At 75.3% G+C, this 25,318-nt stretch carries 19 protein-coding genes; 6 read left to right on the top strand and 13 right to left on the bottom strand.

Features of this window, described 5'->3' with window-relative positions; genetic code table 11:
* The first annotated feature begins 61 nt into the window (after positions 1–61).
* A complete protein-coding gene (locus AC3D3D_RS00785) occupies positions 62–2,149 on the top strand; it encodes a 3-hydroxyacyl-CoA dehydrogenase NAD-binding domain-containing protein (protein ID WP_463661482.1) in 2,088 nt (695 codons plus the stop codon).
* A 42-nt stretch (positions 2,150–2,191) separates the two neighbouring features.
* Here AC3D3D_RS00785 and pflA read toward each other — a convergent pair whose 3' ends face one another.
* From pflA to dxs, 3 genes are all read right to left on the bottom strand, one after another.
* On the bottom strand, positions 2,192–2,956 hold the full coding sequence (gene pflA, locus AC3D3D_RS00780; protein WP_463661600.1) for a pyruvate formate-lyase-activating protein: 765 nt from the start codon (positions 2,954–2,956) through the stop codon (positions 2,192–2,194).
* 35 nt (positions 2,957–2,991) lie between these two features.
* Complete coding sequence (gene pflB, locus AC3D3D_RS00775; RefSeq protein WP_463661483.1) at positions 2,992–5,271, bottom strand: formate C-acetyltransferase; 2,280 nt, start codon at positions 5,269–5,271, stop codon at positions 2,992–2,994.
* Positions 5,272–5,355: 84 nt separating this feature from the next.
* A complete protein-coding gene (gene dxs / locus AC3D3D_RS00770) occupies positions 5,356–7,290 on the bottom strand; it encodes a 1-deoxy-D-xylulose-5-phosphate synthase (protein WP_463661484.1) in 1,935 nt (644 codons plus the stop codon).
* A gap of 108 nt (positions 7,291–7,398) precedes the next feature.
* Between dxs and AC3D3D_RS00765 the strand changes: the two genes are divergently transcribed.
* Entirely contained in the window at positions 7,399–9,369 is a 1,971-nt protein-coding gene (locus tag AC3D3D_RS00765) for an alpha/beta hydrolase family protein (RefSeq protein WP_463661485.1), read from the top strand.
* 10 nt (positions 9,370–9,379) lie between these two features.
* Here AC3D3D_RS00765 and AC3D3D_RS00760 read toward each other — a convergent pair whose 3' ends face one another.
* From AC3D3D_RS00760 to AC3D3D_RS00745, 4 genes are all read right to left on the bottom strand, one after another.
* Positions 9,380–10,681: a serpin family protein gene (locus tag AC3D3D_RS00760; protein WP_463661486.1), complete on the bottom strand. Its 1,302-nt coding sequence runs from the start codon at positions 10,679–10,681 to the stop codon at positions 9,380–9,382.
* A gap of 179 nt (positions 10,682–10,860) precedes the next feature.
* The gene (locus tag AC3D3D_RS00755; RefSeq protein ID WP_463661487.1) at positions 10,861–13,677 is read right to left on the bottom strand and encodes an aconitate hydratase; all 2,817 of its coding nucleotides are present in this window, start codon (positions 13,675–13,677) and stop codon (positions 10,861–10,863) included.
* 212 nt (positions 13,678–13,889) lie between these two features.
* On the bottom strand, positions 13,890–15,383 hold the full coding sequence (locus AC3D3D_RS00750) for a class I SAM-dependent RNA methyltransferase (RefSeq protein ID WP_463661488.1): 1,494 nt from the start codon (positions 15,381–15,383) through the stop codon (positions 13,890–13,892).
* Positions 15,376–17,355 carry an APC family permease gene (locus AC3D3D_RS00745; protein ID WP_463661489.1) on the bottom strand — a complete coding sequence of 660 codons (1,980 nt, stop codon included), beginning with the start codon at positions 17,353–17,355 and terminating at the stop codon, positions 15,376–15,378. Before AC3D3D_RS00745 ends, AC3D3D_RS00750 begins: the two co-directional genes overlap by 8 nt.
* 35 nt (positions 17,356–17,390) lie before the next feature.
* On the opposite strand from AC3D3D_RS00745, the gene AC3D3D_RS00740 reads away from it, so the two are divergent.
* Both AC3D3D_RS00740 and AC3D3D_RS00735 read left to right on the top strand, forming a co-directional pair.
* Positions 17,391–18,053, top strand: a complete 663-nt coding sequence (locus tag AC3D3D_RS00740; protein WP_463661490.1) for a potassium channel family protein — start codon at positions 17,391–17,393, stop codon at positions 18,051–18,053.
* Entirely contained in the window at positions 18,050–18,718 is a 669-nt protein-coding gene (locus tag AC3D3D_RS00735; protein WP_463661491.1) for a potassium channel family protein, read from the top strand. Before AC3D3D_RS00740 ends, AC3D3D_RS00735 begins: the two co-directional genes overlap by 4 nt.
* On the opposite strand, the gene AC3D3D_RS00730 is transcribed toward AC3D3D_RS00735, so the two are convergent.
* Genes AC3D3D_RS00730 through AC3D3D_RS00720 form a run of 3 tightly spaced genes read right to left on the bottom strand, consistent with a single transcriptional unit; the run spans position 18,684 to position 20,667 of the window.
* The gene (locus AC3D3D_RS00730) at positions 18,684–19,529 is read right to left on the bottom strand and encodes a DUF3159 domain-containing protein (protein ID WP_463661492.1); all 846 of its coding nucleotides are present in this window, start codon (positions 19,527–19,529) and stop codon (positions 18,684–18,686) included. The genes AC3D3D_RS00735 and AC3D3D_RS00730 overlap by 35 nt on opposite strands.
* Positions 19,526–19,915: a single stranded DNA-binding domain-containing protein gene (locus AC3D3D_RS00725; RefSeq protein WP_463661493.1), complete on the bottom strand. Its 390-nt coding sequence runs from the start codon at positions 19,913–19,915 to the stop codon at positions 19,526–19,528. The genes AC3D3D_RS00730 and AC3D3D_RS00725 overlap by 4 nt, the downstream gene beginning before the upstream one ends.
* Positions 19,912–20,667: a DUF3710 domain-containing protein gene (locus tag AC3D3D_RS00720; protein ID WP_463661494.1), complete on the bottom strand. Its 756-nt coding sequence runs from the start codon at positions 20,665–20,667 to the stop codon at positions 19,912–19,914. The genes AC3D3D_RS00725 and AC3D3D_RS00720 overlap by 4 nt, the downstream gene beginning before the upstream one ends.
* A 123-nt stretch (positions 20,668–20,790) precedes the next feature.
* Here AC3D3D_RS00720 and AC3D3D_RS00715 point away from each other — a divergent pair, with 123 nt between their 5' ends.
* Entirely contained in the window at positions 20,791–21,306 is a 516-nt protein-coding gene (locus AC3D3D_RS00715; RefSeq protein WP_463661495.1) for a DUF3093 domain-containing protein, read from the top strand.
* Here AC3D3D_RS00715 and AC3D3D_RS00710 read toward each other — a convergent pair.
* Positions 21,276–21,575: a DUF4193 domain-containing protein gene (locus AC3D3D_RS00710; RefSeq protein ID WP_463661496.1), complete on the bottom strand. Its 300-nt coding sequence runs from the start codon at positions 21,573–21,575 to the stop codon at positions 21,276–21,278. The two genes, AC3D3D_RS00715 and AC3D3D_RS00710, sit on opposite strands and share 31 nt — an antisense overlap.
* Positions 21,576–21,943: 368 nt before the next feature.
* On the opposite strand from AC3D3D_RS00710, the gene sepH reads away from it, so the two are divergent.
* Complete coding sequence (gene sepH / locus AC3D3D_RS00705) at positions 21,944–23,404, top strand: septation protein SepH (RefSeq protein ID WP_463661497.1); 1,461 nt, start codon at positions 21,944–21,946, stop codon at positions 23,402–23,404.
* A 56-nt stretch (positions 23,405–23,460) separates the two neighbouring features.
* Here sepH and AC3D3D_RS00700 read toward each other — a convergent pair whose 3' ends face one another.
* Complete coding sequence (locus AC3D3D_RS00700; RefSeq protein ID WP_463661498.1) at positions 23,461–24,153, bottom strand: thymidine kinase; 693 nt, start codon at positions 24,151–24,153, stop codon at positions 23,461–23,463.
* A complete protein-coding gene (locus AC3D3D_RS00695) occupies positions 24,153–25,316 on the bottom strand; it encodes an alkaline phosphatase family protein (protein ID WP_463661499.1) in 1,164 nt (387 codons plus the stop codon). The genes AC3D3D_RS00700 and AC3D3D_RS00695 overlap by 1 nt, the downstream gene beginning before the upstream one ends.
* Positions 25,317–25,318: the final 2 nt, after the last annotated feature.

The following is a 25,318-nucleotide window of genomic DNA, read 5'->3' as shown; positions in this document are numbered from 1 at the left end:
CCCGCGCAGAACACCCGCTACCGTGAGTCTCATATACCTGTCCGTCCGAGGGAGGACCACCGTGCAGCACATCGAACCGGCCGAGCGCGCGCTCACCGTCACCCGATCCGACGTCGACCACCCGCTCGGCACCGTCGCCGTCCTGGCCATCGCCGCCGGCGGTGACGGCGCCCGACCGACCACGGTCGGCGACCTGGGGCTCGCCCGGCTCAGCGAGGCGGTGCGGGAGTGCGCGGCCGACGCCGGCGCGGGGCGGTTGCACGCCGTCGTCCTCACCGGCACGGCGCGCAGCTTCATCGCCGGGGCGGACCTCGACCTGCTCGCCGGCGCCGCCGACGCCGACGAGCTGCGCCCGCTCGCCCTGGCCGGCCACGAGCTCGTCACCGCGATCCGCGAGCTGCCCGTGCCCTCGCTCGCCCACCTCACCGGCGCCACGCTCGGCGGTGGCTACGAGATCGCCCTGGCCTGCGGCTACCGGGTCGCCACCGAGGACGTGGCGACCATCGGGCTGCCCGAGACCTCGCTCGGGATCATCCCCGGCTGGGGCGGCTGCACCCTCCTCCCCCGCCTCGTGGGTCCCGAGACCGCGTTGCGCGTCATCCTCGACCTGCCGGCCAGGGACCGCACCCTCGACGCGGCCAGCGCCCTCGAGGCGGGACTGGTCGATGCGCTCGTGCCCGCCGGGCAGGACCTCGGCCTGTCCGCCGCCCTCACCCTGCTCACGGACGTCGTGCGCGTCGGCACGCTGCGGGCCGCGCCTGCGGGCGGCCGCCCCGAGGCCGACCTCAGCCGCACCACCGAGGCCCTCGGACGCCGCCGCGCTGCCGTCGTGCGCGCCTCCTCGACCGGCAACCCCGCCCCGCTGCGTGGCTGGGAGCTGGTCGCCGCCACCGCCACCACCGACGTCGTCACCTCCTTCGCCGCCGAGGACGAGGCGCTCGTCGAGCTCGCCACCGGCGAGGCCGCCCGCTCCTCGATGTACTCCGCCCGGCTGCTGCGCAGGGCCCGCTCGGCCGCCCGCGCCGATGCCCGCGGTGCCGCCGGCTCCGGGGCCCGCCAGGTCTCCTGGGTGGGGGTCGCCGGCGCGGGCCTCATGGCCGCCCAGCTCACCCTGCTGCTGGCCCGCCGGCCCGGCCTGCCGGTGGTCATGCGCGACCTGGACGAGGAGCGGTGCGCCGCCGGGCTCGCCGCCGTCGACCGGGCCCTGGCCGCCGACGTCGAGGCCGGCCGCACCACCGAGGACGAGGCCCGCGCGGTGCGCGACCGGGTCACCGCCACCACCGACCTCGCCGACCTCGCCGGCTGCGACCTCGTCATCGAGGCCGTCACCGAGCGCCTGGAGGTCAAGAAGGCGGTCTTCGCCGAGCTCGAGGCCGTCCTGGCTCCCGAGGCGATCCTCGCCACGAACACCTCCGCCCTGTCGGTCACCGCCATGGGCGCCGACCTCGCCCACCCCGAGCGGGTCGTCGGCCTGCACTTCTTCAATCCCGTCGCCCGCATGCCCCTCGTCGAGGTCGTACGCACCGAGCACACCGACGACGCCACGCACACCACCGCCCGCGCCCTGGTCGGCGCGGCCGGCAAGCTCGCCGTCGACGTGCGCGACGCACCCGGCTTCGTCGTCAACCGGCTGCTGCTGCGCCTGCTGGCCGAGCTGCTCGGCGCTGTCGAGGAGGGCACGCCCCCGGCCGTCGCGGACCGGGCGCTGGACCCGATGGGCCTGCCGATGCGGCCCTTCGCCCTGCTCGACCTCGTCGGACCCGCCGTCGCCGAGCACGCCATCGACGCCCTGCGCGCCGGGCTCGGCGAGCGCTACCCGCACTCGCCCGGGCTGACCTCGCTGGTCGCCGACCGGGCACGGGCCACGACGGCGGACGGCCGGCTCGCGGACGACCTCGCCGCCCGCTTCGGCCAGGCGGGCACCGCTGCCGCCGGAACCGACGAGGATGCCGAGGCCCAGGCGGTCACCGAGTCCGGCGTGCTCGACCGCGTGGTCGCGGCGCTCGGCGAGGAGACCCGGCTGCTGCTGGCCGAGGGGGTGGCCGACAGAGAGGACAACGTCAACCTGGCGATGATCCTCGGGGCCGGCTTCCCGCGGCACCGCGGCGGGCTGACGCCCTACCTGCGTCAGGCCGGCGAGCTGCGCTGAGCGCGCGCCACGGGCGGGGGCCGCTCCCCCGCCCGTGGCGCGTCAGTGCACGACGAGCCCGCGGGCGCGGAACTGCCCGCGCACGCGATCGAGGAGCTCGGGTTCCGGGGGCCGGGTACCCCCGAGCCGGTAGGTGAGCCCGACCCGCTCCCACTTCTCGCGGCCCATCTGGTGGAAGGGCAGCACCTCGACCCGTTCGACGGCGCCGAGGCCGGCCACGTGCTCGGCGACCCGCTCGACGTTGTCCCAGGCGTCGGTGAGGCCGGGCACGAGGACGAAGCGCACCCACATCGGGGTCCCGCGGGCGTCGAGCCGGCGGGCGAAGGCGAGCGTGGGGGCCAGCTCGCGGCCGGTGACCTCCCGGTAGGCCCGCGGGTCGCCGGACTTGACGTCCAGCAGCACGAGGTCGACGTCGTCGAGCAGCTCCTCGTCGGCCCGGGCACCGAGGAAGCCGCTGGTGTCGATCGCCGTGTGCACGCCCCGCTCCCTGGCCCCCCGCAGGAGCCGGCGCAGGAAGGCCGGCTGCATGAGCGGCTCGCCCCCGCTGACCGTCAGGCCCCCGCCGGTGGCGGCGAAGACCGGCAGGTAGCGCGTCACGCGCGCGAGCACCTCGTCCGCGGCCACGGACCGACCGTCGCGCATCCGCAGGGTGTCGGGGTTGTGGCAGTAGAGGCAGCGCAGCGGGCAGCCGGCGAGGAAGACGGTGAGCCGGGTGCCGGGGCCGTCGACCGCCGTCACCAGCTCCCAGGAGTGCACCGAGCCGACCTCGCCGGAGCGGACGCGGGCCAGCTGCTCGGCCCGGTCCATCTCCGGCGCCGGGGCGAGGCCGGCGGTCCCCACGCTCACATCGACCCGTGGAACGTCCGCGAGACGACGTCGAGCTGCTGCTCGCGGGTGAGCCGGACGAAGTTCACCGCGTAGCCGGAGACGCGGATCGTCAGCTGCGGGTACCTCTCCGGGTGCTCCATGGCGTCCTCGAGCGTCTCCCTGCTCAGCACGTTGACGTTCATGTGGAAGCCGTCCATGGCGGTGTAGGCGTCCAGCAGCCCGGCCAGGTTGGTCACCTGCTCGTCCCGGGTGCGCCCCAGGCCGGCCGGCACCACCGTGTTGGTCAGCGAGATCCCGTCCTGGGAGTCGGCGTAGGGCAGCTTGGCCACCGACAGCGCCGAGGCGAGCAGCCCGTGGGTGTCGCGCCCGTTCATCGGGTTCGCCCCCGGGGCGAAGGGCTCCCCGGCGGGCCGCCCGTCCGGCGTCGCGCCGGTGGCCTTCCCGTAGACGACGTTGGAGGTGATGGTGAGGACCGACTGGGTGTGCTCGGCGCCCCGGTAGGTGGGCCGGCGGCGGATCTTGGCCATGAAGCGGCGCACGAGGTCCGCGGCGATCTCGTCGACCCGGTCGTCGTCGTTGCCGAAGGTGGGGAACTCCCCCTCGACCTCGTAGTCCACGACCAGCCCGGTCTCGTCGCGCACCGGCCGCACCGTGGCGTACCGGATGGCCGACAGCGAGTCCGCGGCCACCGACAGCCCGGCGATGCCGCAGGCCATCGTGCGGCGCACCACCCGGTCGTGCAGCGCCATCTCCAGGCGCTCGTAGGCGTACCGGTCGTGCATGTAGTGGATGCAGTTGAGCGCCTCGACGTAGGTGCCGGCGAGCCAGTCGAGCAGCCGGTCGAAGCGGGCCAGGACGTCGTCGTGGTCGAGGACGTCGCCCGTGACCGGCTCGGTGGCGGGGGCAACCTGGGCGCCGGTGACCTCGTCGCGCCCGCCGTTGATCGCGTAGAGCAGCGACTTGGCGAGGTTGACCCGGGCGCCGAAGAACTGCATCTGGTGGCCGATGGTCATCGCCGAGACGCAGCAGGCGATCCCGGCGTCGTCGCCGCACTGCTCGCGCACGTGCCGGTCGGACTCGTACTGGATCGCCGAGGTGTCGATGGAGACCTGGGCGCAGAACCGCTTGAAGCCCTCGGGCAGCTCGGGCGACCACAGCACGGTGAGGTTGGGCTCGGGGGCCGGGCCCAGGTTGTACAGCGTCTGCAGCATGCGGAAGCTGGTGCGGGTGACCAGTGTGCGGCCGTCCTCGCCGGTGCCGCCGATCGACTCGGTCACCCACGTGGGGTCCCCGGAGAACAGCGCGTCGTACTCGCGGGTGCGCAGGAAGCGCACGATGCGCAGCTTGATGACGAGGTCGTCGATGATCTCCTGGGCCTGCTCCTCGGTGAGGACGCCGGCGTCGATGTCGCGCTGGAGGTAGACGTCGAGGAAGGTCGAGGTGCGCCCCAGGCTCATCGCCGCGCCGTTCTGCTCCTTGACCGCGCCGAGGTAGGCCAGGTAGAGCCACTGGACGGCCTCGTACCCGGAACGGGCGGGCCGGGTGACGTCGTGGCCGTAGCCGGCGGCCATGTCGGCGAGCTCGCCGAGGGCGCGGACCTGCTCGCTGTTCTCCTCGCGCTCGCGGATGACCTCCTCGGTGGCCGGCATCGCGTCGAGCTCGGCGCGCTCGGCCCGCTTGGCGGCCACGAGGTGGTCGGTGCCGTACAGCGCGACCCGCCGGTAGTCGCCGATGATGCGGCCGCGTCCGTAGGCGTCGGGCAGGCCCGTGATGACGTGGGCGGAGCGGGCTCGGCGCACGTCGGGCGGGTAGACGTCGAAGACGCCGTCGTTGTGGGTCTTGCGGTAGCGGGTGAAGATCGTGCGCAGCCGGGGGTCGACGTCGTAGCCGTAGGTGCGCAGGGCGCCCTCGACCATCCGCCACCCGCCGTTGGGCATGATGGCGCGGCGCAGCGGGGCGTCGGTCTGCAGGCCGACGACGATCTCGTCGTCCTTGTCGATGTAGCCCGGGCCGTGGGCGGTGATCCCCGCCGGCGTGGTCGCGTCGATGTCGTAGACGCCCCGCTCCCGCTCGACGGCGAACTTCTCGGCCAGGGAGTCCCAGAGGCGGCGGGTGCGGTCGGTGGGGCCGGCGAGGAAGTCCGCGTCGCCCGCGTAGGGGGTGTAGTTGGCCTGGATGAAGCCGCGCACGTCGACGGCCCGGGTCCAGGGCCCGGTGGCGAACCCGCGCCAGGCGTCCTCGCTCCCGCGGGCTCGCCCGTCGCTACCGTGCTCCTGGGACCGTGTCTGCGTCATCGGGCTCCTCCTCGTCCGGTGGCGGTCGGCCCGCCTCGGACGCGGTGCCCCGTCACACCACCGACGCTAGGTGGCGCCGCGCGCTCAGGACCGGGGCGAAGGTCCCCGTGCGGCTGTCTGGCCGCTCACGTCGGCGACCGTCCCGGTGCCGGTCCGCTCGGCCACGTGCTCGGCGACGGAGCGGGCGATGTCCTGGGCCCGCAGCCCCTGGGCGGCGACGATCTCCGCGCGCGAGGCGTGCTCGAGGAACTGAGGTCCCAGGCCGTGGCTGCGCACCGGCACGTCCACCTCGGCGCGGGCCAGCGCGTCGCGCAGTGCGGAGCCGATGCCGCCGTCGGCCAGCCCGTCCTCGACGGTGACGACGAGGTGGACCTCAGCACAGGCGCGGACGAGGGCCTCGGGGACCGGGAGCACCCACCGCGGGTCGACGACCCGGGCGCCGATGCCCTGGGCGTGCAGGGCGGCGGAGACCTCGACGGCCGTGTGCGCCATCGAACCTACGCCGAGCACGAGGACCTGCGCGTCGTCCTGCTCGGCCAGGACGTCCAGACCGTCCTCGACCCGCACGGCCGGCAGCGGGTCGGCCACCGAGCCCTTCGGGTAGCGCACGACGGTGGGTGCGTCGTCGACCGCGACCGCCTCGCGCAGGGCGCGGCGCAGCGTGTCCTCGTCGCGCGGGGCGGCCAGGCGCAGGCCCGGCACGCTGCGCAGCAGCGCGAGGTCCCACATGCCGTTGTGCGAGGCGCCGTCGTCGCCGGTGATGCCGGCCCGGTCGAGCATGACCGTCACGCCGGCGCGGTGCAGGGCGGCGTCCATGAGCAGCTGGTCGTAGGCCCGGTTGAGGAAGGTCGCGTAGACGGCGACCACCGGGTGCAGCCCGGCGTAGGCCATGCCCGCCGCGGAGGTGAGGGCGTGCTGCTCGGCGATACCGACGTCGATGACCCGTCCGGGCATCTCGGCCGCCATCGGGGCCAGCCCGACCGGGGCGAGCATGGCCGCGGTGACGGCCACGACGTCGGACCGCTCGCGGGCGACCTTGACGATCTCGTCGGCGAAGACCGCGGTGTACCCGAAGCGCGAGGGCGCCACGGGCAGACCGGTCTCGGGGTGGATGCGACCCACCGCGTGGAACCGGTCGGCCAGGTCGGCCTCCGCCGGCTCGTACCCGCGGCCCTTCTCGGTCTGGACGTGCACGACGACGGGTGCGCCGAACTCGCGGGCGCGCACGAGGGCCGCCTCGACCTCGGTGAGGTCGTGGCCGTCGACCGGGCCGAGGTACTTCAGCCCCAGCGCGCCGAACACGCCGGCGCCGGGGGCCACGACGTCCTTGACCCCGGCCTTCATCGCGTGCAGCGCGTCGTACGTCATCCGGCCCGGTACGCCGGCGCCCTGGAGGCGCCTGCGCCCCCAGTGCAGCACCTTCTCGTAGCCCGCTGCCGTGCGCAGGCCGTCGAGCTGGCGGGCGAGCCCGCCGATCGTCGGGGCGTAGGAGCGGCCGTTGTCGTTGAGGACGATGACCAGGGGCCGGTCGGGGCCGTCGGCGATGTTGTTGAGGGCCTCCCAGGCCATGCCGCCGGTCAGCGCGCCGTCGCCGATGACGGCGACGACCGCGCCCTCGGTGCCGCTGGTCAGCCGCGCCCGCGAGATGCCCTCGGCCCAGGACAGCGCCGTCGAGGCGTGGGAGTTCTCCACGACGTCGTGCTCGGACTCCGCCCGCGAGGGGTAGCCGGACAGGCCGCCCGCCTTGCGCAGCTCGGCGAAGTCCTGACGCCCGGTGAGCATCTTGTGGACGTAGGACTGGTGGCCGGTGTCGAAGACCATCGTGTCCCGCGGGGAGTCGAAGACCCGGTGCATGGCGATCGTCAGCTCGACGACGCCGAGGTTGGGGCCCAGGTGGCCGCCGGTCCTCGAGACGTTCTCCACGAGGAACTCGCGGATCTCGGCCGCGAGCGTCGGCAGCTGCGCGCGCGTCAGCGCCCGGACGTCGGACGGCTCTCGGATCGAGGCCAGCAGGGACATCGCACTCCTCTTCGCCCCCGTGCACGGCGCACGGGTCGCGACCCACTCTAGGCGCGCCCGCCGTCACGGTCGCGGTGAGGACGCGCACGCCGGGCGTAGCCTGGCCCGATGAGCGCCGACGCCGCCGTCCCGCACGTGAGCCCCTGGGGTACCTGGCCGTGGCCGGTGCCCGTCGAGCACCTCACGGCGCACACCCGCGTGGGCGAGCCCCGCCTGGACGACCGCGGCGCCTGGTGGACCGAGCGGAGACCCGCCGAGGGGACGCGCACCGTCCTCGTGCACCGGCCGCTCGAGGGCGCGGCCACCGACCGGGCGGTCACCCGCCCCGACGGCTCGCTGCCCGACGTCGCCACCGACGTGCACGGCTACGGGGGGCTGGCCTACGCCGTCGGCGGGGGCGTCGTCGTCGTGTCCGACCGGGCCGACTCCCGGCTCCACGCCGCCCTGGATACGCACGTGCTCAGCCCCCTCACCCCCGACGACGGCTCGGCCTGGGGCGACCTCGAGCTCGACCTCGCTCGGGACCGGGTCCTCGCGGTGCGCTCCGCCCCCGCCACCGAGGAGGGCGGGCGCCACCGGGCGCAGGTGGTGGGCGTGCCGCTGGACGGCTCCGCCGCGGACGACGCCGCCCTGCTCGACGTGCTGCTCGAGGACCGTGACTTCCTCACCTCCCCGCGCCTGTCCCCCGACGGCGGGGCGCTGGCGTGGGTGGCCTGGGACCACCCGGAGATGCCGTGGACCGGCGGCGAGGTGTGGGTGGCGGTCCTGGACGAGGACGGGCGGCCCGGCGCGGCCCATCGCATCGCCGGCGGCCACGGCGTGGCCGCCGCCCAGCCCACGTGGACCTCGGCCGGCGAGCTCGTGCACAGCGACGACTCCTCGGGCTGGCAGAACCTCTACCGCACCGAGTCCCCCACCACCGACGAGCGCCGGTTGCGCGACCTGCACCCCGTCGAGGCCGAGTTCTCGCCCCCGCAGTGGGGCCTGGGCCCGCGCACGATCGCCGAGCTCGACGACGAGCACCTCGTGTGCACGTGGAGCACCGAGGACCGCTGGTCCGTCGGCACCGTGCGGGTCGCCAACGGGGAGACCGAGGAGTGGGTGACGGGCCTGGAGGCGGTCGGGCCGCTCGCCTCCGGCTTCGGGCGGGTACTGGCCGTCCTCGCCGGCGCGGACCGGCCCGCCGCCCTCTACGAGCTGCGGGTGGGCACCGGCACCTGGGAGCGGCTCGCCGGACCGGCCCGCGGCCCGCTGGCCGCCGGCGACGTCTCGCACGCCCGCTCGGTGACCTGGACCGGGGACGACGGCGAGGAGGTGCACGGCTTCTACTACCCGCCCACGGCCGAGCGGTTCACCGGGCCGGAGGGGACGCTGCCGCCGCTGGTCGTCGTCAACCACGGCGGGCCGACCGCGGCGACGGACGCCACCTGGGACGGGTCGATCCAGTCGCTGACCACCCGGGGGCTCGCGGTCCTCGACGTCAACCACCGCGGCTCGACCGGGCGGGGGCGCGCCTACGCCGACCGGCTCGACGGCGCCTGGGGCGTGGTCGACGTCGCCGACGTCTCCTCCGGCGCGCGGGCGCTCGCCGAGCAGGGCCTGGTGGACGGGAGCCGGATGGCCGTGCGCGGTGGCTCCGCGGGCGGGTTCACCACGCTCGCGGCGCTGGCGTTCACCGACACCTTCAGCGCCGGGATCTCCCGCTACGGCATCGGCGACCTGCGCGCGCTGGCCGCCGCCACGCACGACTTCGAGTCGCGCTACCTCGACCGCCTCGTCGGCCCGCTGCCCGGTGCCGAGGCGCGGTACGAGGAGCGTTCACCGATCCACCACGTCGACCGGATCTCGTCGGCGGTGCTCCTCCTGCAGGGCACGGAGGACACCGTGGTGCCGCCCGGGCAGGCGTCCGCGGTCGCCGAGGCGCTGACGGCGGCCGGCCGCGACGTCGAGATCCATATGTTCGAGGGCGAGGGCCACGGGTTCCGGTCCACCGACGCGATCGTCCGCGCGGCCGAGGCCGAGATCGCCTTCCTCACCCGCGTGTGGGGCCTCGGCGACGACGCGCCCCCGGCCGGGTAGGGCGGCCGGCTCAGACCTGCTCGCCGCGCGGGTCGCCGATGACGCCGTGGACGAGGACCCAGCCGGTGGCGGTGTCGACGACCCGCACGGCGTAGGAGCGGTCGACCGTCATCTCGACGTGGTCGGGCGGCGGGGCCGCGGAGCCGCTGACCTCGGTCTCGGTGACGGCCGCGGCGACGACGCCCTCCTCCCCGACCTGCAGGCGTGCCTGCTGGACCATCTGGTCCACCACGGCGTCCTGCTCGGCGAGGATCCCGCCCAGCTCCGGATCGCCGCCGGTGAGCCCGGACACGCCGAGGGGGGCGAGGGCGGGCAGGAGGTCGAGGCTCGTCGCGACGTCGGCGCGGGGCAGGGCGAGGTCGACGACAGAGCCCGGCGCCCTGGCGAGAGCGTCGGTGACGCCGCGCCAGGTCTGCGCGCCGAGATCGGTCGGTGCGCTCCCCTCGGCCGGCAGGACGACCTCGAGGGCGAGGCCGTCGAGCAGGTCGAGGCGCACGGCCTGGTGGCCGTCCACCTCGGCGTAGTCCCGCACGGACTCGGCGTGCATCGTCGGCAGCGGGACGACCTCGCCGCCCGCGAGATGGAAGTCCTCCTGACTGGTCGCCTCCTCGTCGAAGCCGCCGCGCCACGCGGAGGCCACGAGCAGGGCGTCCTGGACGACGAGGAGGGTGTCCGGCGTGGACTCCACGCCGCTGTGCTCGACGAGGCCGGCCGTGTGCCGGCGGACCCAGTCGTCGAGCACCTGCTGCCGTTCGTCGTCGGCGGCGGGGACGACCTCGGTGCCGAGGCGGCCCTCGACGAGGCCGGCCCACCCCTGCTGCACCGCCGTGTCCTCGGCGAGCACCACCTGTCCCGCCTGGTGGAGCACCGCGTGGTCGGGCAGCGGGTCGAGCTCGATGTCCGCGGGGTCCGAGTCGAGGTCGTCCCGCGCGGCGCGCAGCGCCTGGATGGCCTCGAGCGTGCCGTCGACGTCGGCGCCGAGGAGCTCCTCGATCTCGGTGCGGGTGGCGCCCTCCGCCCCGGCGCCGAGCGTGGCCAGCGTGGCGGTGAGGTTCGCGGGCGAGACGACGAGCGTGTCCTCGCCCGCCCCGGCCACCAGCTCCGCACCGAGGTCGGCGACGGCGGCCAGGTGGTCCGCCAGGGCCGTGGCCTCGCCCAGCTGGACCGGACCGGGGACGACTTCCTCCGTGGGCGAGCCCTGCTCCTCGTCGGGTCCCGGCGAGGTGGCGTCGCCTCCGTCGTCGCCGGTGCAGGCGGCCAGCGCGAGCAGCACGGCGGTCGTGGCCACGACGGTGCGGGGACGGCGCATCATGCCCGCCACCCTAGGAAGGGTGACCGACCTGGTCGTGCCCCCCGCGGCGGGCCCTCCTGACCGGGGAGGACTCCCCCGGCCGGTCGATCGCCGCGGCACCACGCACGAGCGCCCCGCCAGGCCGAAGCCTGACGGGGCGCCACATGCTCATCCTCCGGGACGCGTCCCGGACCCGTCGTTCAGGCCGCGACGAGCGACCGGAGCACGTACTGCAGGATGCCGCCGTTGCGGTAGTAGTCGGCCTCGCCGGGGGTGTCGATGCGGACGACGGCGTCGAACTCGACGGACTCGCCGCTGACCTTGGTGGCGGTGACGTGCACCGTCTCGGGGGTCGAGCCGTCGTTGAGGGCGGTGACGCCGGAGATGTCGAAGGTCTCCGTGCCGTCCAGGCCCAGCGACTCGGCGCTCTCACCGGCGGGGTACTGCAGGGGCAGCACGCCCATGCCGATGAGGTTGGAGCGGTGGATGCGCTCGAAGGACTCGGTGATGACCGCGCGCACGCCGAGCAGGGCGGTGCCCTTGGCGGCCCAGTCGCGCGAGGAGCCCGACCCGTACTCCTTGCCGCCGAGGACGACCAGCGGGATGCCCTCGGCCTGGTAGGCCTGGGCGGCGTCGAAGATCGTCTCCTGCTCGCCGGTGAGGTGGTTCTTGGTGAACCCGCCCTCGACGCCGTCGAGCAGCTCGTTGCGCAGCCGGATGTTGGCGAACGTGCCGCGGATCATCACCTCGTGGTTGCCGCGGCGCGAGCCGTAGGAGTTGAAGTCGCGGCGCTCGATGCCGTGCTCGGCGAGGTACTTCCCGGCCGGGGAGTCGGCCTTGATCGCGCCGGCGGGCGAGATGTGGTCGGTGGTCACCGAGTCGCCGAGCTTGGCCAGCACGCGGGCACCGGCGATGTCGGTGACCGGCTCGGGCTCGGCGGGCATGCCCTCGAAGTAGGGGGGCTTGCGCACGTAGGTCGACCCCGGGTCCCAGTCGAACGTCGAGCCGTCCGGGGTCTCCAGGCTGCGCCACCGCTCGTCGCCGGTGAAGACGTCGGCGTAGTCGTCGGTGAACAGGTCCGAGCTCACCGAGGAGGTGATGGTGTGCTCGACCTCCTCCGGGGAGGGCCAGATGTCGGCGAGGAAGACGTCGTTGCCGTCGGCGTCCTTCCCCAGCGCGTCGTTGTCGAAGTCGAAGTCCATCGAGCCGGCCAGGCCGTAGGCGATGACCAGCGGCGGGGAGGCCAGGTAGTTCATCTTCACGTCCGGGTTGATCCGGCCCTCGAAGTTGCGGTTGCCCGAGAGCACCGAGGCCACCGCGAGGTCGTGCTCGGACACCGCGGCGGAGATCTCCTCCGGCAGCGGGCCGGAGTTGCCGATGCAGGTGGTGCAGCCGTAGCCGACCAGGTGGTAGCCGAGCTCCTCGAGGTAGGGCCACATGCCGGCCTTGTCGTAGTAGCCGGTGACGACCTTCGAGCCGGGCGCCATCGAGGTCTTCACCCACGGCTTGACCTGCAGGCCCTTCTCCACGGCGTTCTTCGCCAGGATCGCGGCCGCCATCATCACCGACGGGTTGGAGGTGTTCGTGCACGAGGTGATCGAGGAGATGACGACGGCGCCGTGGTCGAGCTCGGTGCGCGTGCCGTCGGCCAGGGTCACCTCGACGTTGGCGTGCGGCCGGCGGTAGCCCGTCGGGGCCGCCGCCGAGTGCTGCGGGCGGCCCAGGTCCGAGGAGGAGTCGTGGGCGTCGTGCGAGGGCGCGTCCGAGGCCGGGAAGGTCCCGATGAGCTCCTCGTCCTGCGGGCTCTTGTCGATGCCGTGGCCGTTGACGACGTAGTTCTTCAGGTCGTTGACGAACTGGTCCTTCGAGTCCGACAGCGCGATGCGGTCCTGGGGGCGCTTCGGGCCCGCGATCGAGGGCACCACCGTGGACAGGTCCAGCTCGAGGTACTCCGAGTAGGTGGCCTCCCGGGACGGGTCGTGCCACATGCCCTGCTCCTTGGCGTAGGCCTCGGCCAGCGCCACCTGGTCCTCGGTCCGGCCGGTCAGGCGCATGTAGTCGAGGGTGACCTCGTCGATCGGGAAGATCGCCGCCGTCGAGCCGAACTCCGGGCTCATGTTGCCGATCGTGGCGCGGTTGGCCAGCGGCACCTGGGCCACACCCTCGCCGTAGAACTCGACGAACTTGCCCACCACGCCGTGCTCGCGCAGCATCTCGGTGATCGTCAGCACGACGTCGGTCGCCGTCGCGCCCGAGGGGATCGAGCCGGAGAGCTTGAAGCCGACCACGCGCGGGATGAGCATGGAGACCGGCTGGCCGAGCATCGCGGCCTCGGCCTCGATCCCGCCCACGCCCCAGCCCAGCACGCCCAGGCCGTTGACCATCGTCGTGTGCGAGTCCGTGCCCACGCACGTGTCCGGGTAGGCCCGCAGCACGCCGTCGACCTCGCGGGGCATGACCACCCGCGCCAGGTACTCGATGTTGACCTGGTGGACGATGCCCGTCCCCGGGGGCACCACCTTGAAGTCGTCGAACGCGGTCTGGCCCCAGCGCAGGAACTGGTAGCGCTCGCCGTTGCGCTCGTACTCGATCTCCACGTTGCGCTCGAAGGCGTCGCTGCGGCCGAAGACGTCGATGACCACCGAGTGGTCGATGACGAGCTCGGCCGGGGCGAGCGGGTTGATCTTGTCCGGGTCGGCGCCGAGCTGGGCGACGGCCTCGCGCATGGTGGCCAGGTCGACCACGCAGGGCACGCCGGTGAAGTCCTGCATGAGGACGCGGGCGGGCGTGAACTGGATCTCCACGCTCGGGTCGGCGTCCGCCTGCCACTGCGCCAGCGCCTCGACCTGGGCGGCGGTGATGTTCTTCCCGTCCTCGGTGCGCAGGAGGTTCTCGGCGAGCACCTTGAGGCTGTAGGGGAGCTTCTCCAGGCCCGGCACGGCGTCCAGGCGGAAGATCTCGTACTGCGTGCCGCCGACGTCGAGTGTCGCGCGGGAACCGAAGCTGTCCAGACTCATGTCCACTCCTCGTCGTGTGTGCCGTCGGTTGCCCTGACCGGCGGACGTGCCCCCCATCGTGGCACGCGGGCGCCACCGACCGGGGAAGTTATCTCGATGTCAAGATAGTTCCTGACGGGCCGTCCTGTCCACCGCGACCGACGGCGCGGCGCACCCCGACCGCGGCGGGCGCGCTATGGGAGGCCCGCTCAGGCGCACTGCGGGAGGCGCGCTCAGGCGCGCACAAGGCTGACGACGGCCTCGAGGTGGTGGGTGTGCTCGAACAGGTCGAGCGCGACGACCCGCTCGGCGACGTAGCCGGCCGCACGCGCGGCGGCGAGGTCGCGGGCCAGGGCGGCCGGGTCGCAGGCGACGTGCACGATCCGCGCCGGGTCCAGGGCGGCGACGGCGGCCATCACCTCGCCCCGGGCCCCGGCGCGGGGCGGGTCGAGGACGACGGTGCCGCCGCGGGCCCACTGGGGCTCGTCGCCGAGCGCGCGGACCGTGCCCGGGTCGACGGGGCCGGCCAGCGTGCGTGCCTGGTCCTGGTCGGCGAGGTTGGCCCGGGCGTCGGTGACGGCCGAGGTGGCCCCCTCCAGGGTGAGCAGGTGGCCGGTGGGTCCGACGGCGCGGGCCAGCGCGGTGCTCAGCAGGCCGGCGCCGGCGTAGAGCTCGAGGACCCGGGTGCCGTCGAGCGCGCCGCGCACCCTCTCGGCCCGGTCCGCGTCGGCGCCCCAGGTGTGCGCCGCGGCGTCGGGGAGGATCTCGTCGGCGTGCCGGCCGGGCAGGCGGGGGTCGAGGCCGGCGGCCAGGCACAGCACCGTCTCGACCAGGGCGGCCGGGGCGGAGCGGTGCACCTGCCAGAAGCCGGTGGCGGCGAGGGTGTGCGAGACGGGGCCGAACATCGTGGGCACCTCCTCCGCCACGCGGTCGGTGCCGGCGATTGGCCGGCCCTCGACCAGCACGCGTGCACCGGCGTCGGGATCCCCTCCCGAGCCGACGACGGCGCGCACCCGGACGCCGGGATCCACGCGCAGGTCCGCCAGCAGGTCGGGGACGCCGAGGCGCGGGTCGGCCAGCGGGTGCGCGGACAGCGGGACCACCTCGGGGCTGCGGTGACGGTGCATGCCCGGCCGGCCGTCGTCGGCGCCGGTCAGCTCGACGCGGGTCCGGGTGCCCGGCCCGGCCCCCGGCTCGACGGCGTGCACCTGCGTGGCGCCCTCGGCGGCCTCGACGTCGGCGGCGACCTGCTCCCCACCGATGCGGCGCAGGGAGTCCTCGAGGACGGTGCGCTTCCAGTCCAGCTGGGCCTCGGGGGCCACGTGGCCGAGCTCGGCGCCGCCCACTCCCCCGGGCCCGGCCTCGGGCCAGACGTGCTCGACCCGGTCGGCGGAGCGCTCGAGCACCGAGACGGCGTCGGCGAACCACACGCGGGAGCGGCGCGCGGTGACGGCGACCCGGACGAGCTCGCCGGGCAGGGCGTGGCGGACCATGGTCACCACCGAGCCGATCCGGGCCACGACGAAGCCGCCGTGGGCGGGTCGGCCCACGGCCACCGGGGCGTCGACGAGCTCGGGCGCCGGCCCGCCGGAGGCCGTGGGCCCGGCGGGCGGGTGGCGTCGCTCGCGGCGGGGCCGGCCCGGGGCGCGGCCCCGTCCGCGACCCCGCCCGGGGCGGTGCTCGGCGCCGTCCTCGCTTCCCTGCGACGGGCGGCCGGGGTCAGCCATCGATCTCCTCCCGTGGGGCGAGGTCCTCGCTCCCGAGCTGGTAGGGCACGGACGACACGACGACGCCCGGCACGAGCCGCAGCCGCGCCAGCAGGTGGCGGGCGGACCCGTTGTGCAGGAGACGGTGCCACACGTGGGGCGTGACGTACTCGGGGAGGTAGACGACGACCACCTCCCGGGGGGAGGCGCGGCGCACCGCCCGGACGTGCTCGAGCACCGGCTCGGTGATGTCGCGGAACGGGGCGTCGAGGACCGTCAGGGGCACGGGGATGCGCGCCTCGTCCCACCGCTCGCGCAGCTCGGCGGTGGCCTCGGGCTCGAGCTGGACGGTCACCGCCTCCAGCGTGGACGGCCGGGTGGCGCGGGCGTAGGCCAGCGCGCGCACGGTGGGGCGGTTGAGGGTGGCCACGAGCACGAGCGCGTGGACCTGGGCGGGCAGCGAGCGCGCGTCGGTGCCCGCCGGCACGGCCACCTTGCGGGCGACGTCGTCGTAGTGGCGCCGCACGGCGCCCATGACGAGGAAGACCAGCGCCATGAGCAGGACCGTGATCCAGGCGCCGCGGGTGAACTTCGTCAGCAGGACGACGAGCAGGACGCCGCCGGTGAGGGTGGCGCCGGCGGCGTTGAGGGCGCGCGAGCGTCGGGCCCGGCGCCGCTCGCGCGGGTCCTGCTCGCTGCGCAGGACGCGCCGCCAGTGCCGCACCATCCCGGTCTGGGACAGGGTGAAGGAGACGAAGACGCCGACGATGTAGAGCTGGATGAGCCGGGTGACGTCGGCCTCGAGCACGAGGACGAGGACCACCGCGGCGGCGGCCAGCGCGAGGACGCCGTTGGAGTAGGTGAGGCGGTCCCCGCGGGTGTGCAGCCGGCGCGGCAGGAGGCCGTCCCTGGCCAGCACCGAGGCCAGCACGGGGAAGCCGTTGAACGCGGTGTTGGCGGCGAGCAGGAGGATCGCCCCGGCCGCGACGGCGACGAGCACGACCAGCGGCGTGAACCCGTCGAAGACCGAGCCGGCGATCTGCACGATGGCGGGGTCCTGGTGGTAGTCGGGCCCCACGGGGACGCCGTCGCGCAGCAGCTGCTCGGCGGGCCGTTCGACCACCCGCACGTCGGTGACGGTCGCCAGCCACACCACCGACATGAGCATCGCCGCGGAGATGAGGCCGAGCAGGGCCAGTGTGGTCGCGGCGTTCTCGGCGCGCGGCCGGCGGAACTGTGGCACGCCGTTGGAGACCGCCTCGACGCCGGTCAGGGCCGCGCAGCCGGAGGTGAAGGAGCGCAGCACGAGGAACGCGCCGCCGAGGGTGAGCAGCGCCTGGTCGTGGGCGGGGTCGGGCACGACGGTCAGCGCGGCGGTGGCGGCCTCGGGCAGGCCGCCGCCGAGCAGCTCGCGCACGGCACCGACCACGGCCAGCGACCCGACGGCGGCCATGAACAGGTAGAAGGGCAGGGCCAGGGCGCGGCCCGACTCGCGCACCCCGCGGAGGTTGACCAGGGCGAGGAGAAGGATGACCGCCACCGCCATCGGCACCCGGTAAGGCTGCAGCCAGGGCACGGCCGAGGCGATGTACTGCGCCCCGGAGGACACGGACACGGCGACCGTGAGCACGTAGTCCACCAGCAGGGCCGAGGCCGAGGCGCGCCCCGCCCGCGGTCCGAGGTTGGTCGTCACCACCTCGTAGGCCCCGCCGCCGGAGGGGTAGGCGCGGATGGTCTGCCGGTAGGAGGCCACCACCACGAGCATGACCACGACGACGGCCAGGCCCACCGCCGGGGACAGCGCCGTTGCGGCGACCCCGGCCAGCGCGAGGGTCAGGAGGATCTCGTCGGGCGCGTAGGCCACCGAGGACAGGGCGTCGGAGGCGAACACGGGCAGGGCGATCCGCTTGGGCAGGAGCGTCCCGCCCAGGCGTTCGGTGCGGACGGGGCGCCCGACCACCAGCCGCTTGAGCGCAGGGGCGAGGTCGGGCACGACGCCGATGCTAGACCCGCGGTACCGTCACCGACGTGCACGTGGTGATCATGGGCTGCGGCCGGGTCGGGGCCTCGCTGGCCCAGCGGCTCGACGCCGACGGCCACTCCGTCGCGGTCGTCGACCAGGACCCCGACGCCTTCGGCCGGCTGCCCGAGGACTTCCCCGGCCGGCAGGTCACCGGCGTCGGCTTCGACCGGGAGACGCTGCGGCAGGCGGGCATCGAGGACGCCGGCGCGTTCGCGGCGGTCTCCTCCGGCGACAACTCCAACATCATCTCCGCCCGGGTGGCACGCGAGACCTTCGGCGTCGAGCGGGTGGTGGCCCGGATCTACGACCCCCGGCGGGCGGAGGTCTACCAGCGCCTGGGCATCCCCACCGTGGCCACGGTGCGGTGGACCGCCGACCAGGTGCTCGACCGGCTGCTGCCCTCGGCCAGCCCCACCGACCACGTCGACGGCTCGGGCCAGGTCCGCCTCGTCCGCCTGCACCCGCACGCGTCCTGGGTGGGCCGGCCACTGGCCGAGGTCGAGCGCGCCACCGACGGGCGCGTCGCCTACCTCACCCGGCTCGGCGCGGGGGTCGTCCCCGGGCCGCTCGCGGTGCTGCAGGACGGCGACGTCGTGCACCTGGCCCTGGCGTCGGACCGGGTCGGCGGCGCGCGCCGGACGCTGGCGGACGGGCCGGTGGGTCGATGAAGGTCCTCATCGCCGGCGCCGGCTCGGTGGGCCGCTCGATCGCGCGCGAGCTCCTCGGCCACGGCCACACCGTCACGCTGGTCGACCGGCAGCCGGCCGCCATGCGGGTGGCCTCGGTGGCCCGGGCCGAGTGGCTGCTGGCCGACGCCTGCTCGCCGCAGGCCCTCGAGGACGCCGGGGCGGCCGGCACCGACGTCGTCGTCGCCGCCACGGGCGACGACAAGGCCAACCTCGTCGTCTCCCTGCTGGCCAAGTCCGAGTTCGCCGTGCCCCGGGTGGTCGCCCGCGTGAACAACCCGCAGAACGAGTGGATGTTCACCTCCACCTGGGGGGTGGACGTGCCGGTGTCCACGCCGCGGATCATGACGTCCCTCGTCGAGGAGGCGGTCTCGGTCGGCGACCTCGTCCCGCTGTTCCGCTTCTACGGCTCGGGCGCCTCGATCCACGGCCTCACGCTGCCCGAGGGCTCCCCGGTGGTGGGCCGCCGGATCGGCACCGTCGACCTCGGTCCGCACGCGGTGCTCTCGGCGGTCATCCGCGCCGGGGCGCCGCTGGCCGCGGAGTCCGACGTCACGCTCGAGGCCGGTGACGAGCTGCTCCTCGTGCTCTCCGCCCAGGGGCTGGACGGCCTCAGCGATCTCCAGGGGCGTCTGGCCCCGCGCTGAGCCGCGGGCCCGGGTCTCCCTCGCCGCCGACCTCGCCGCGCGGGGGCACCTCGTGGGCCTCGACGTCGACGACCGCGGTCGAGGCGCTCGCCGGCTCGCGCACGAGCACCCAGGTCAACCAGGCGGCCAGGGCGAACAGCGGCAGCCCCATGACCAGCCGGGCGACGCCCAGGGCGGCGACCTCACCGGCGAGGTAGAGCGGCACCTGGACGGCCAGGCGCGCGGCGAAGACGCCGACCCACAGCCAGGAGGCGATGACGTACCGGCGCCTGAGGCCGGCCATGGCCGGGTCGGTGCGCCAGGCCATGCCCCGGCCGCGGAGCAGCTCGACGAGCACCCCGATGGGCGCCCAGCGCACGAGGACGGCGACGAGGATCCCCAGCGCGTAGGCGCCGTTGACGTAGAGGCCCCAGGCGTAGAAGTCCTCGGCCTGGCCCGAGCGCCAGGCCCAGATCACGCCGATCCCCACGCCGAGCAGGCCCGAGAGCGCCTGCGTGACGGGGGTGCGCTGGAGGAGGCGGACGACGCAGAGGACGACGGCGACCGCGAGGGAGGCGACGAGCGGGATCGTCAGGTCGCGGGTGAGGACGAAGGCGGTGACGAAGACGACGCCGGGGCCGGCCGCCTCGATCACCCCGCGTACGCCACCGATCGACTCGGCCAGGGAGAAGTCCTCGGCGACGACCTGCCCGAGCCCGCGGCGCCGGTCGCCGCCGGCGGGCGTGCCCGGTCCCTGTGCGCCGGGTCCCGCGGAGCCCGGGCCGTCCGCGCCGGTGCCCGGCGCGGCGCCGCCCGCGTCCGAGGCGCTCATCGGCGCGCCCCGGTGAGCTGCTCGATCTCCTCGAGCTCGGCGAGGCTGGGGCGCAGCTCGTAGCGGGGGTCGACGAGGGTGGGACCCCCGTCGTCGAGGACCATGCCCTCGGCCACGAGGCGTCGGCCCGGTTCGATGCCCGGCACGTCGCGGCGGCCGCGGAAGACGAGCACGAGCTCGCCGGTGCCGTCGTAGAGGTGGGCCCGCAGGTCCGGGGTGGCGTCGACCGGCGGGTAGGTGACCGAGCGCAGCACGCCGGCGACCTTCACCCGTTCGCGCGGCGCCAGCGAGGTGATCGCCCGGCACCCGGGCACCTGGGAGGCGCGGCGCTCGTCGCGTGCGTCGAGCTCGGCGACCGGGGTGAGGAGGCGCCGGCGGGGGCTCACCGGGTCTCCGTGATCTCCGGGCCCCGCTGGAGGTCCTTGAGGGTGAGGGTGCGCCGGGCGGGGGCTCCCCCGGTGTCGACCTCGGCGGCCTCCTGGCCCGTGCCGGGGGCGGTGAGCCGGACGACCTCGCGCGGCGCACGGGCCTCCGGGCCCCGCACCACGACGACGTCGGCCAGCACCTCGCGCAGGGCGGTCGAAGCCTCGTCGTCGGTGGCGGCCAGGCCCGAGAGCATGCCGCGCAGGAACCAGCGCGGGCCGTCGATCCCGATGAAGCGCAGGGAGTTCATCGCGCTCGAGCCGTCGGGCCGGTTCACCGGCAGGCGGACGAGGAGCTCGCTGCCCCAGCGGCCCTCGGCCTCCTCGACCATGCCCTGCTGCTTGTGCACGGACTCGACCAGCTCCTCGCGAACGTCGTCCCACAGGCCGGCGGAGCGGGGGGCGGCGAAGAGCTGCAGCTGCAGCGCGGACCCCTCCAGCGTCACCGAGGTGCCTACGACGGTGCGCTTCTTCTTCTCCAGCTCCAGGCGCACCTTCATGCCCGAGCGCCGCGGGATGCGCAGGGCGCCCAGGTCGAGGCGGCCGTCCAGGTCGGGGCGGTCGGCGACGTCGTAGGGGCCCTCGGCCCGCTCGGCGGGGTCCTTCTCACCCCGCGCGCCGGCCTCGCCCTGCTCGCCGGGGTCGGTCTCCTCGACGTCACCGGTCTGCTCCGGCGTGCGCTCGGCCGCGCGGCGGCCGCGTGAAAACAGTCCCATGCGTTCCTCTCCTGCCCGCCGCTGCCGCACCCGCGACGTGCCGTGCGGGCACCGCGTGCGAGCCTACCCGCCGCGTCGCGGGCGCCGGTGCCGCGGCGGCCCGTTCGGTGGCAGGCTGGCGGCATGCCCGACCAGCCCGCCCCGATCTTCGCCGAGCGCCTGCGCCCCGGCCCCACGGCCCTCGTCCTCTCGGCCGGCGCCGGCCTGGCGCTGGGGATCGCGCTGCTGCCCCTGGGCTCCGTCCTCGCCGTCGTGTGCGGGGCGGCGCTGGCGCTGGGCATCGCGCTGGCCCTGTTCCGTGCGGCACCCGTCGTCGAGGTGGTGGCCGACGGGCCGGGCGACCAGGGCGACCCGGGTGAGGAGGGTCCGACCCTGCGTGCGGGCGGCGCGGCGATCGCCCTGGCCAGGCTCGGGGACGTGCACGAGCTCGACGCGCAGGGCATGCGCGCGATCCTCGGGCCGCGTGCGGACGCGCGCTCCTACCTGGTGCACCGCTCCTGGGTGCCCACGGGGGTCGCCGTCGTCCTCGAGGACGAGCGGGACCCGACACCGCTGTGGGTGCTCTCCACGCGGCGGCCGGCCGAGCTGGCCGCCGCGCTTCGATCAGGTCAGGCCGCGCACTCCGTGCAGACGAGCTGACCGTTCTCCTCGTAGGCGAGCTGGCTGCGGTGGTGGACGAGGAAGCAGCGTGAGCAGGTGAACTCGTCCGCCTGGCGGGGCAGCACCCGCACGCTGAGCTCCTCGCCGGACAGGTCGGCGCCGGGCAGCTCGAAGCCCTCGGCGGCCTCGGTCTCGTCCTCGTCGACCGAGCTGGAGGACTGCTCGGCACGACGGGCCTTGAGCTCCTCGAGCGAGTCCTCGTTGAGCTCTTCGTCGGTCTTGCGTGGTGCGTCGTAATCGGTCGCCATGCTGGCGTCACGCTCCGGGTTCTACTCGAGTGGTGCGGGGTGGGACTCCCCCCTGGATCGCGGTCAACGCACGGCGGCGGAGTTTGTTCCCGACCCTGGTCGGACGGATTGTGCACCATGAATCGCGGATCGGCCACCGGTATCCACGAATACGTCCGTCGGGCGCATGACGGCGTCGCCCGACGCAGCCCCGGACGCGCCTGCCGCCGTGCCCCGACCGTCGTCCCGGACGCGCCCGGTGTGAGCGGTCCCACCGCCCACGGCGGCCCCGCCGCGCGATCGCGGGCGACGACGTCCCGCGCCGGGGGCCCGCGGCCACCTATCCTGGCCGCGCCCGAGCCGTCGGGTCGTCGCCGAGGAGGAGATTCATGGTCGATCTGACCGTCACCGGGACCTCCGGGTCCGGCGAGCACCTGCTCGTGCGTGCCCCGGACGGGACCGAGTACCGCCTGCCCGTCGACGAGACGCTGCGCGACGCCCTGCGCCGCGCCACCCAGGCCGGCCGCGAGGGGGCGGAGGCGCGCCCCGTGAGCCCCCGGGAGATCCAGGCCCTCCTGCGCTCCGGACGGTCGGTCGACGAGATCGCCGACGAGCACGACCTGCCGCGCGAGCGCGTCGCCCCGTTCGAGTCCCCGGTGCTCGCCGAGCGCAACTTCGTCACGGAGCGCGCCCGCGCGCAGCGGGTGGGGCACGACGGCGACTCCCCCACCCTCGGCGACCTCGTCGTCGACCGGCTCGGCGCGCGCGGGGTCGACGTGGACCGGCTCGTCTGGGACGCCCGCCGTCGGGACGGCGAGGAGTGGCAGGTGGGCGTCACCTTCGTCGCGGCGCACAAGGAGCGCACGGCGCTGTGGCGCATCGACCTGCAGTCCCGCACCCTGCTCGCCCTCGACGACGAGGCGCGCTGGCTCTCCGAGACCGACGTCAGCGGTGGGCGCCGGCACCTCGGACCGGTCGACGGTCCGCTGGGCGCCACCCGGCGCCGGGGCGCCGCCGAGCCGCCGTGGGCCCGCGAGACCGGCGCCGAGGCGGACGGCGGGGCCGATAGCGCGACGCCGTCCGACGCGACCACCGCGGACGACGCCGACGCACCGGCCGCCGCGGACGCGGAGGTCACCTCGCCGGCCGACCTGCCCGACACCGACCAGACCGAGGCCCTGCTGGAGGACCTCGCCGCCCACCGCGGCACCCGGCAGGACATGGACGACCTCCAGGACGAGCTCGACCTGGACGCGCTCGCCGAGATGGAGGACGAGGACATCCCCGCGGCGCACCCGCCGGCGTCCCGGCCGGACCTGGCCCGCGACGCCCAGGTGCTCTCGCTCGACGCCCACCGCCGCTCCCGCCCCGCCGACACCCCGGCCCCGGACGAGGCCGCGCTCGACCCGCGCGGGCGCCACCCGTCCGGTCGCGGCCGGCGCCCCGACGCGACGGCGCGGGCGCAGCCGCCCGCCCCTGCCGACGAGGACGCAGCGGGCGAGGACGGGGCCACGGCGGTCGGGACGGACCGCGGCGCGGCGGCCCGGGACGACGCGGACGCCGCGACGCCGCACGCGACCGGCACCGATCCGGCCGCGACGGACGGGCCGGCGGCGGAGGCAGCGAGCGGCGCGGACGAGGACGCGGGCGGCGCGGGATCCAGCGGCCCGGCGACCGACGACGCCCGCACCGACGGCGAGGAGCCGGCCGCGGGAGAGGCGACGAAGGAGACCCGGCAGGCCGAGCAGAAGCCCGCGGCGAAGAAGCCCTCCGCCTCGCGCAGGACGCGCCGATCGGTGCCGTCCTGGGACGAGATCGTCTTCGGCTCCCGCTCAGACCCCTCCGACTGAGTCGGCGGCCGACCGGCCCGCGGCCGGCTGAGCCCGGGCACCGAATCGCGCCGGCCTCAGTCCCCGGCGAGGTCGAGGGTCATCGGGCTCAGCTCGCCCGCGCCCGCGCTCGCGGCGGTCATCCCCCGCATGTGGTGCCCGCGGCACAGCACCTCGTAGGCCACGACCGGTCCCTGCCCGGCCGGCTCGGGCGCCGGCGCGGCGTCGTCGTCCCCCCGCTCGGCGGTGTCCCCCACCACGACCTGCTCACCGACGGTGACCATGACCCCGTCGACGGTGCGGGCGTTGTGCGTGGCCCGGGCGCCGCACCAGCACAGCGCCTCGACCTGCAGTCGCTCGACGCGGTCGGCGAGCTCGACCAGGCGGGCGGCGCCCGGGAACAGGCGCGTGCGGAAGTCGGTGGTGATCCCGAAGGCGAAGACGTCGACGTCCATGAGGTCCGCCAGGCGGGCCAGCTGCTCGACCTGGTCCGGGCTGTAGAACTGCGCCTCGTCGCAGACGAGGTAGTCGACCCGTCGGCCCGCCGTGCGCCGTCGGACGACCTCGGCCCAGAAGTCGGTGGCGTCGGTGACCTCGACCGCCTCGGCCCGCAGGCCCAGCCGCGAGGAGATGACGCCCTGCCCCCCGCGGTCGCTGCGGCTGAACCGCAGGCCGTCGCGGCCCCGGGCGGCATGGTTGTGGTCGACCTGCAGGGCGAGCGTCGACTTCCCGGCGTCCATCGTCCCGGAGTAGAAGACGAGCTGACCCATCAGGGCCCCGCGACGAGGAGCGGGACCTGCTGCTCCTGCGGCGTCGAGGATCCGTGGACGCCGACCAGCGCCACGGAGCCGATCGAGGCGGAACCCTCCTCGAGCAGGACGGCGGAGCGGCCGAGCAGGGCGACCACGTCGCCGACGGCGGCCAGCCGGTCCTCGGGCAGATCGGTGCCCAGCGCGCCGGTGGCGGCGAGCTCGTCGCGGGTGAGCACGACCGACTCCTGACCGAGCGCGGCGGCCCAGCGCTCCCGCACGTCGGCGGGATCGGCGCCGGCCTCGACGAACACGTGGCAGGCCCGCGGCTCGCCCGCCACCGTCGCCACGCCCGCGCGCAGCTCGGGGTGGGTGGTCAGGTCGATGCGTTCGCCGACGTCGACCATCCCGTGGTCGGCGGTGACGAGGACGAGCGTGCCGCGGGGCACCTCGCGGGCCAGGCGGCGCAGCTCGGCGTCGGTGGCCATGAGCTCCTCGCCCCACTCCCAGGAGCCCCACCCGTGGACGTGCCCGACGTGGTCGACCTCGCCCCAGTACAGGTAGGTGAGCGCGGACCCGCCGCGCAGGGCGGCCACGGCCTGGTCGACCCGCTCGCCGAGCGACTCCCCGGTGCGGCTGCGCCCCCCGCGCAGCGCCGAGTCGGTCAGTCCGGACCCGACGAAGCGGGCCGGGCCGATGACCGTCGTCGTGCCCGGGTCCCCCGTGAGGTCGCGAGCCTGCTCGAACAGGGTGGGGACCCGCTGCCAGCGCCGGGCCTCCATCGGGGCGTCGGCCCAGGTGACGAGGTTGACGAGCTGACCGGTGGGCGGGTGGCGCAGCGTGTACCCGAGCATCCCGGTGTGCCCGGGCAGCTCCCCGGTGCCGAAGGTGGTCAGGGCGGCGGCCGTCGTCGAGGGCAGGCAGGTCTCGATCGTGCGGGCGTCGGCCAGGTGGGAGCGTAGGAAGGGGGCGTGCCCGCCGCGCTCACTCAGCTGGGCCATGCCCAGGCCGTCGACGAGGACGACGCACACCCGTGGGGCCTGCGGCAGGTCGAGCGCGGCCCGGTCCTCCGCGGAGGACCGGCCGGCGGAGGTGGTCGTGAGCCCGACGGCGTCGAGCGCCGCCGGCAGGACGGCGCGCAGGTGCAGGCCGAGATCCGGGGGGCCCGGCGGGCGGGCCCTCATCG

The sequence above is a fragment of the Georgenia sp. X1117 genome (assembly GCF_057784635.1).
The sequence above is the reverse complement of the archived record's forward strand: the minus strand, read 5'-3'. Positions and strand labels throughout refer to the sequence as shown.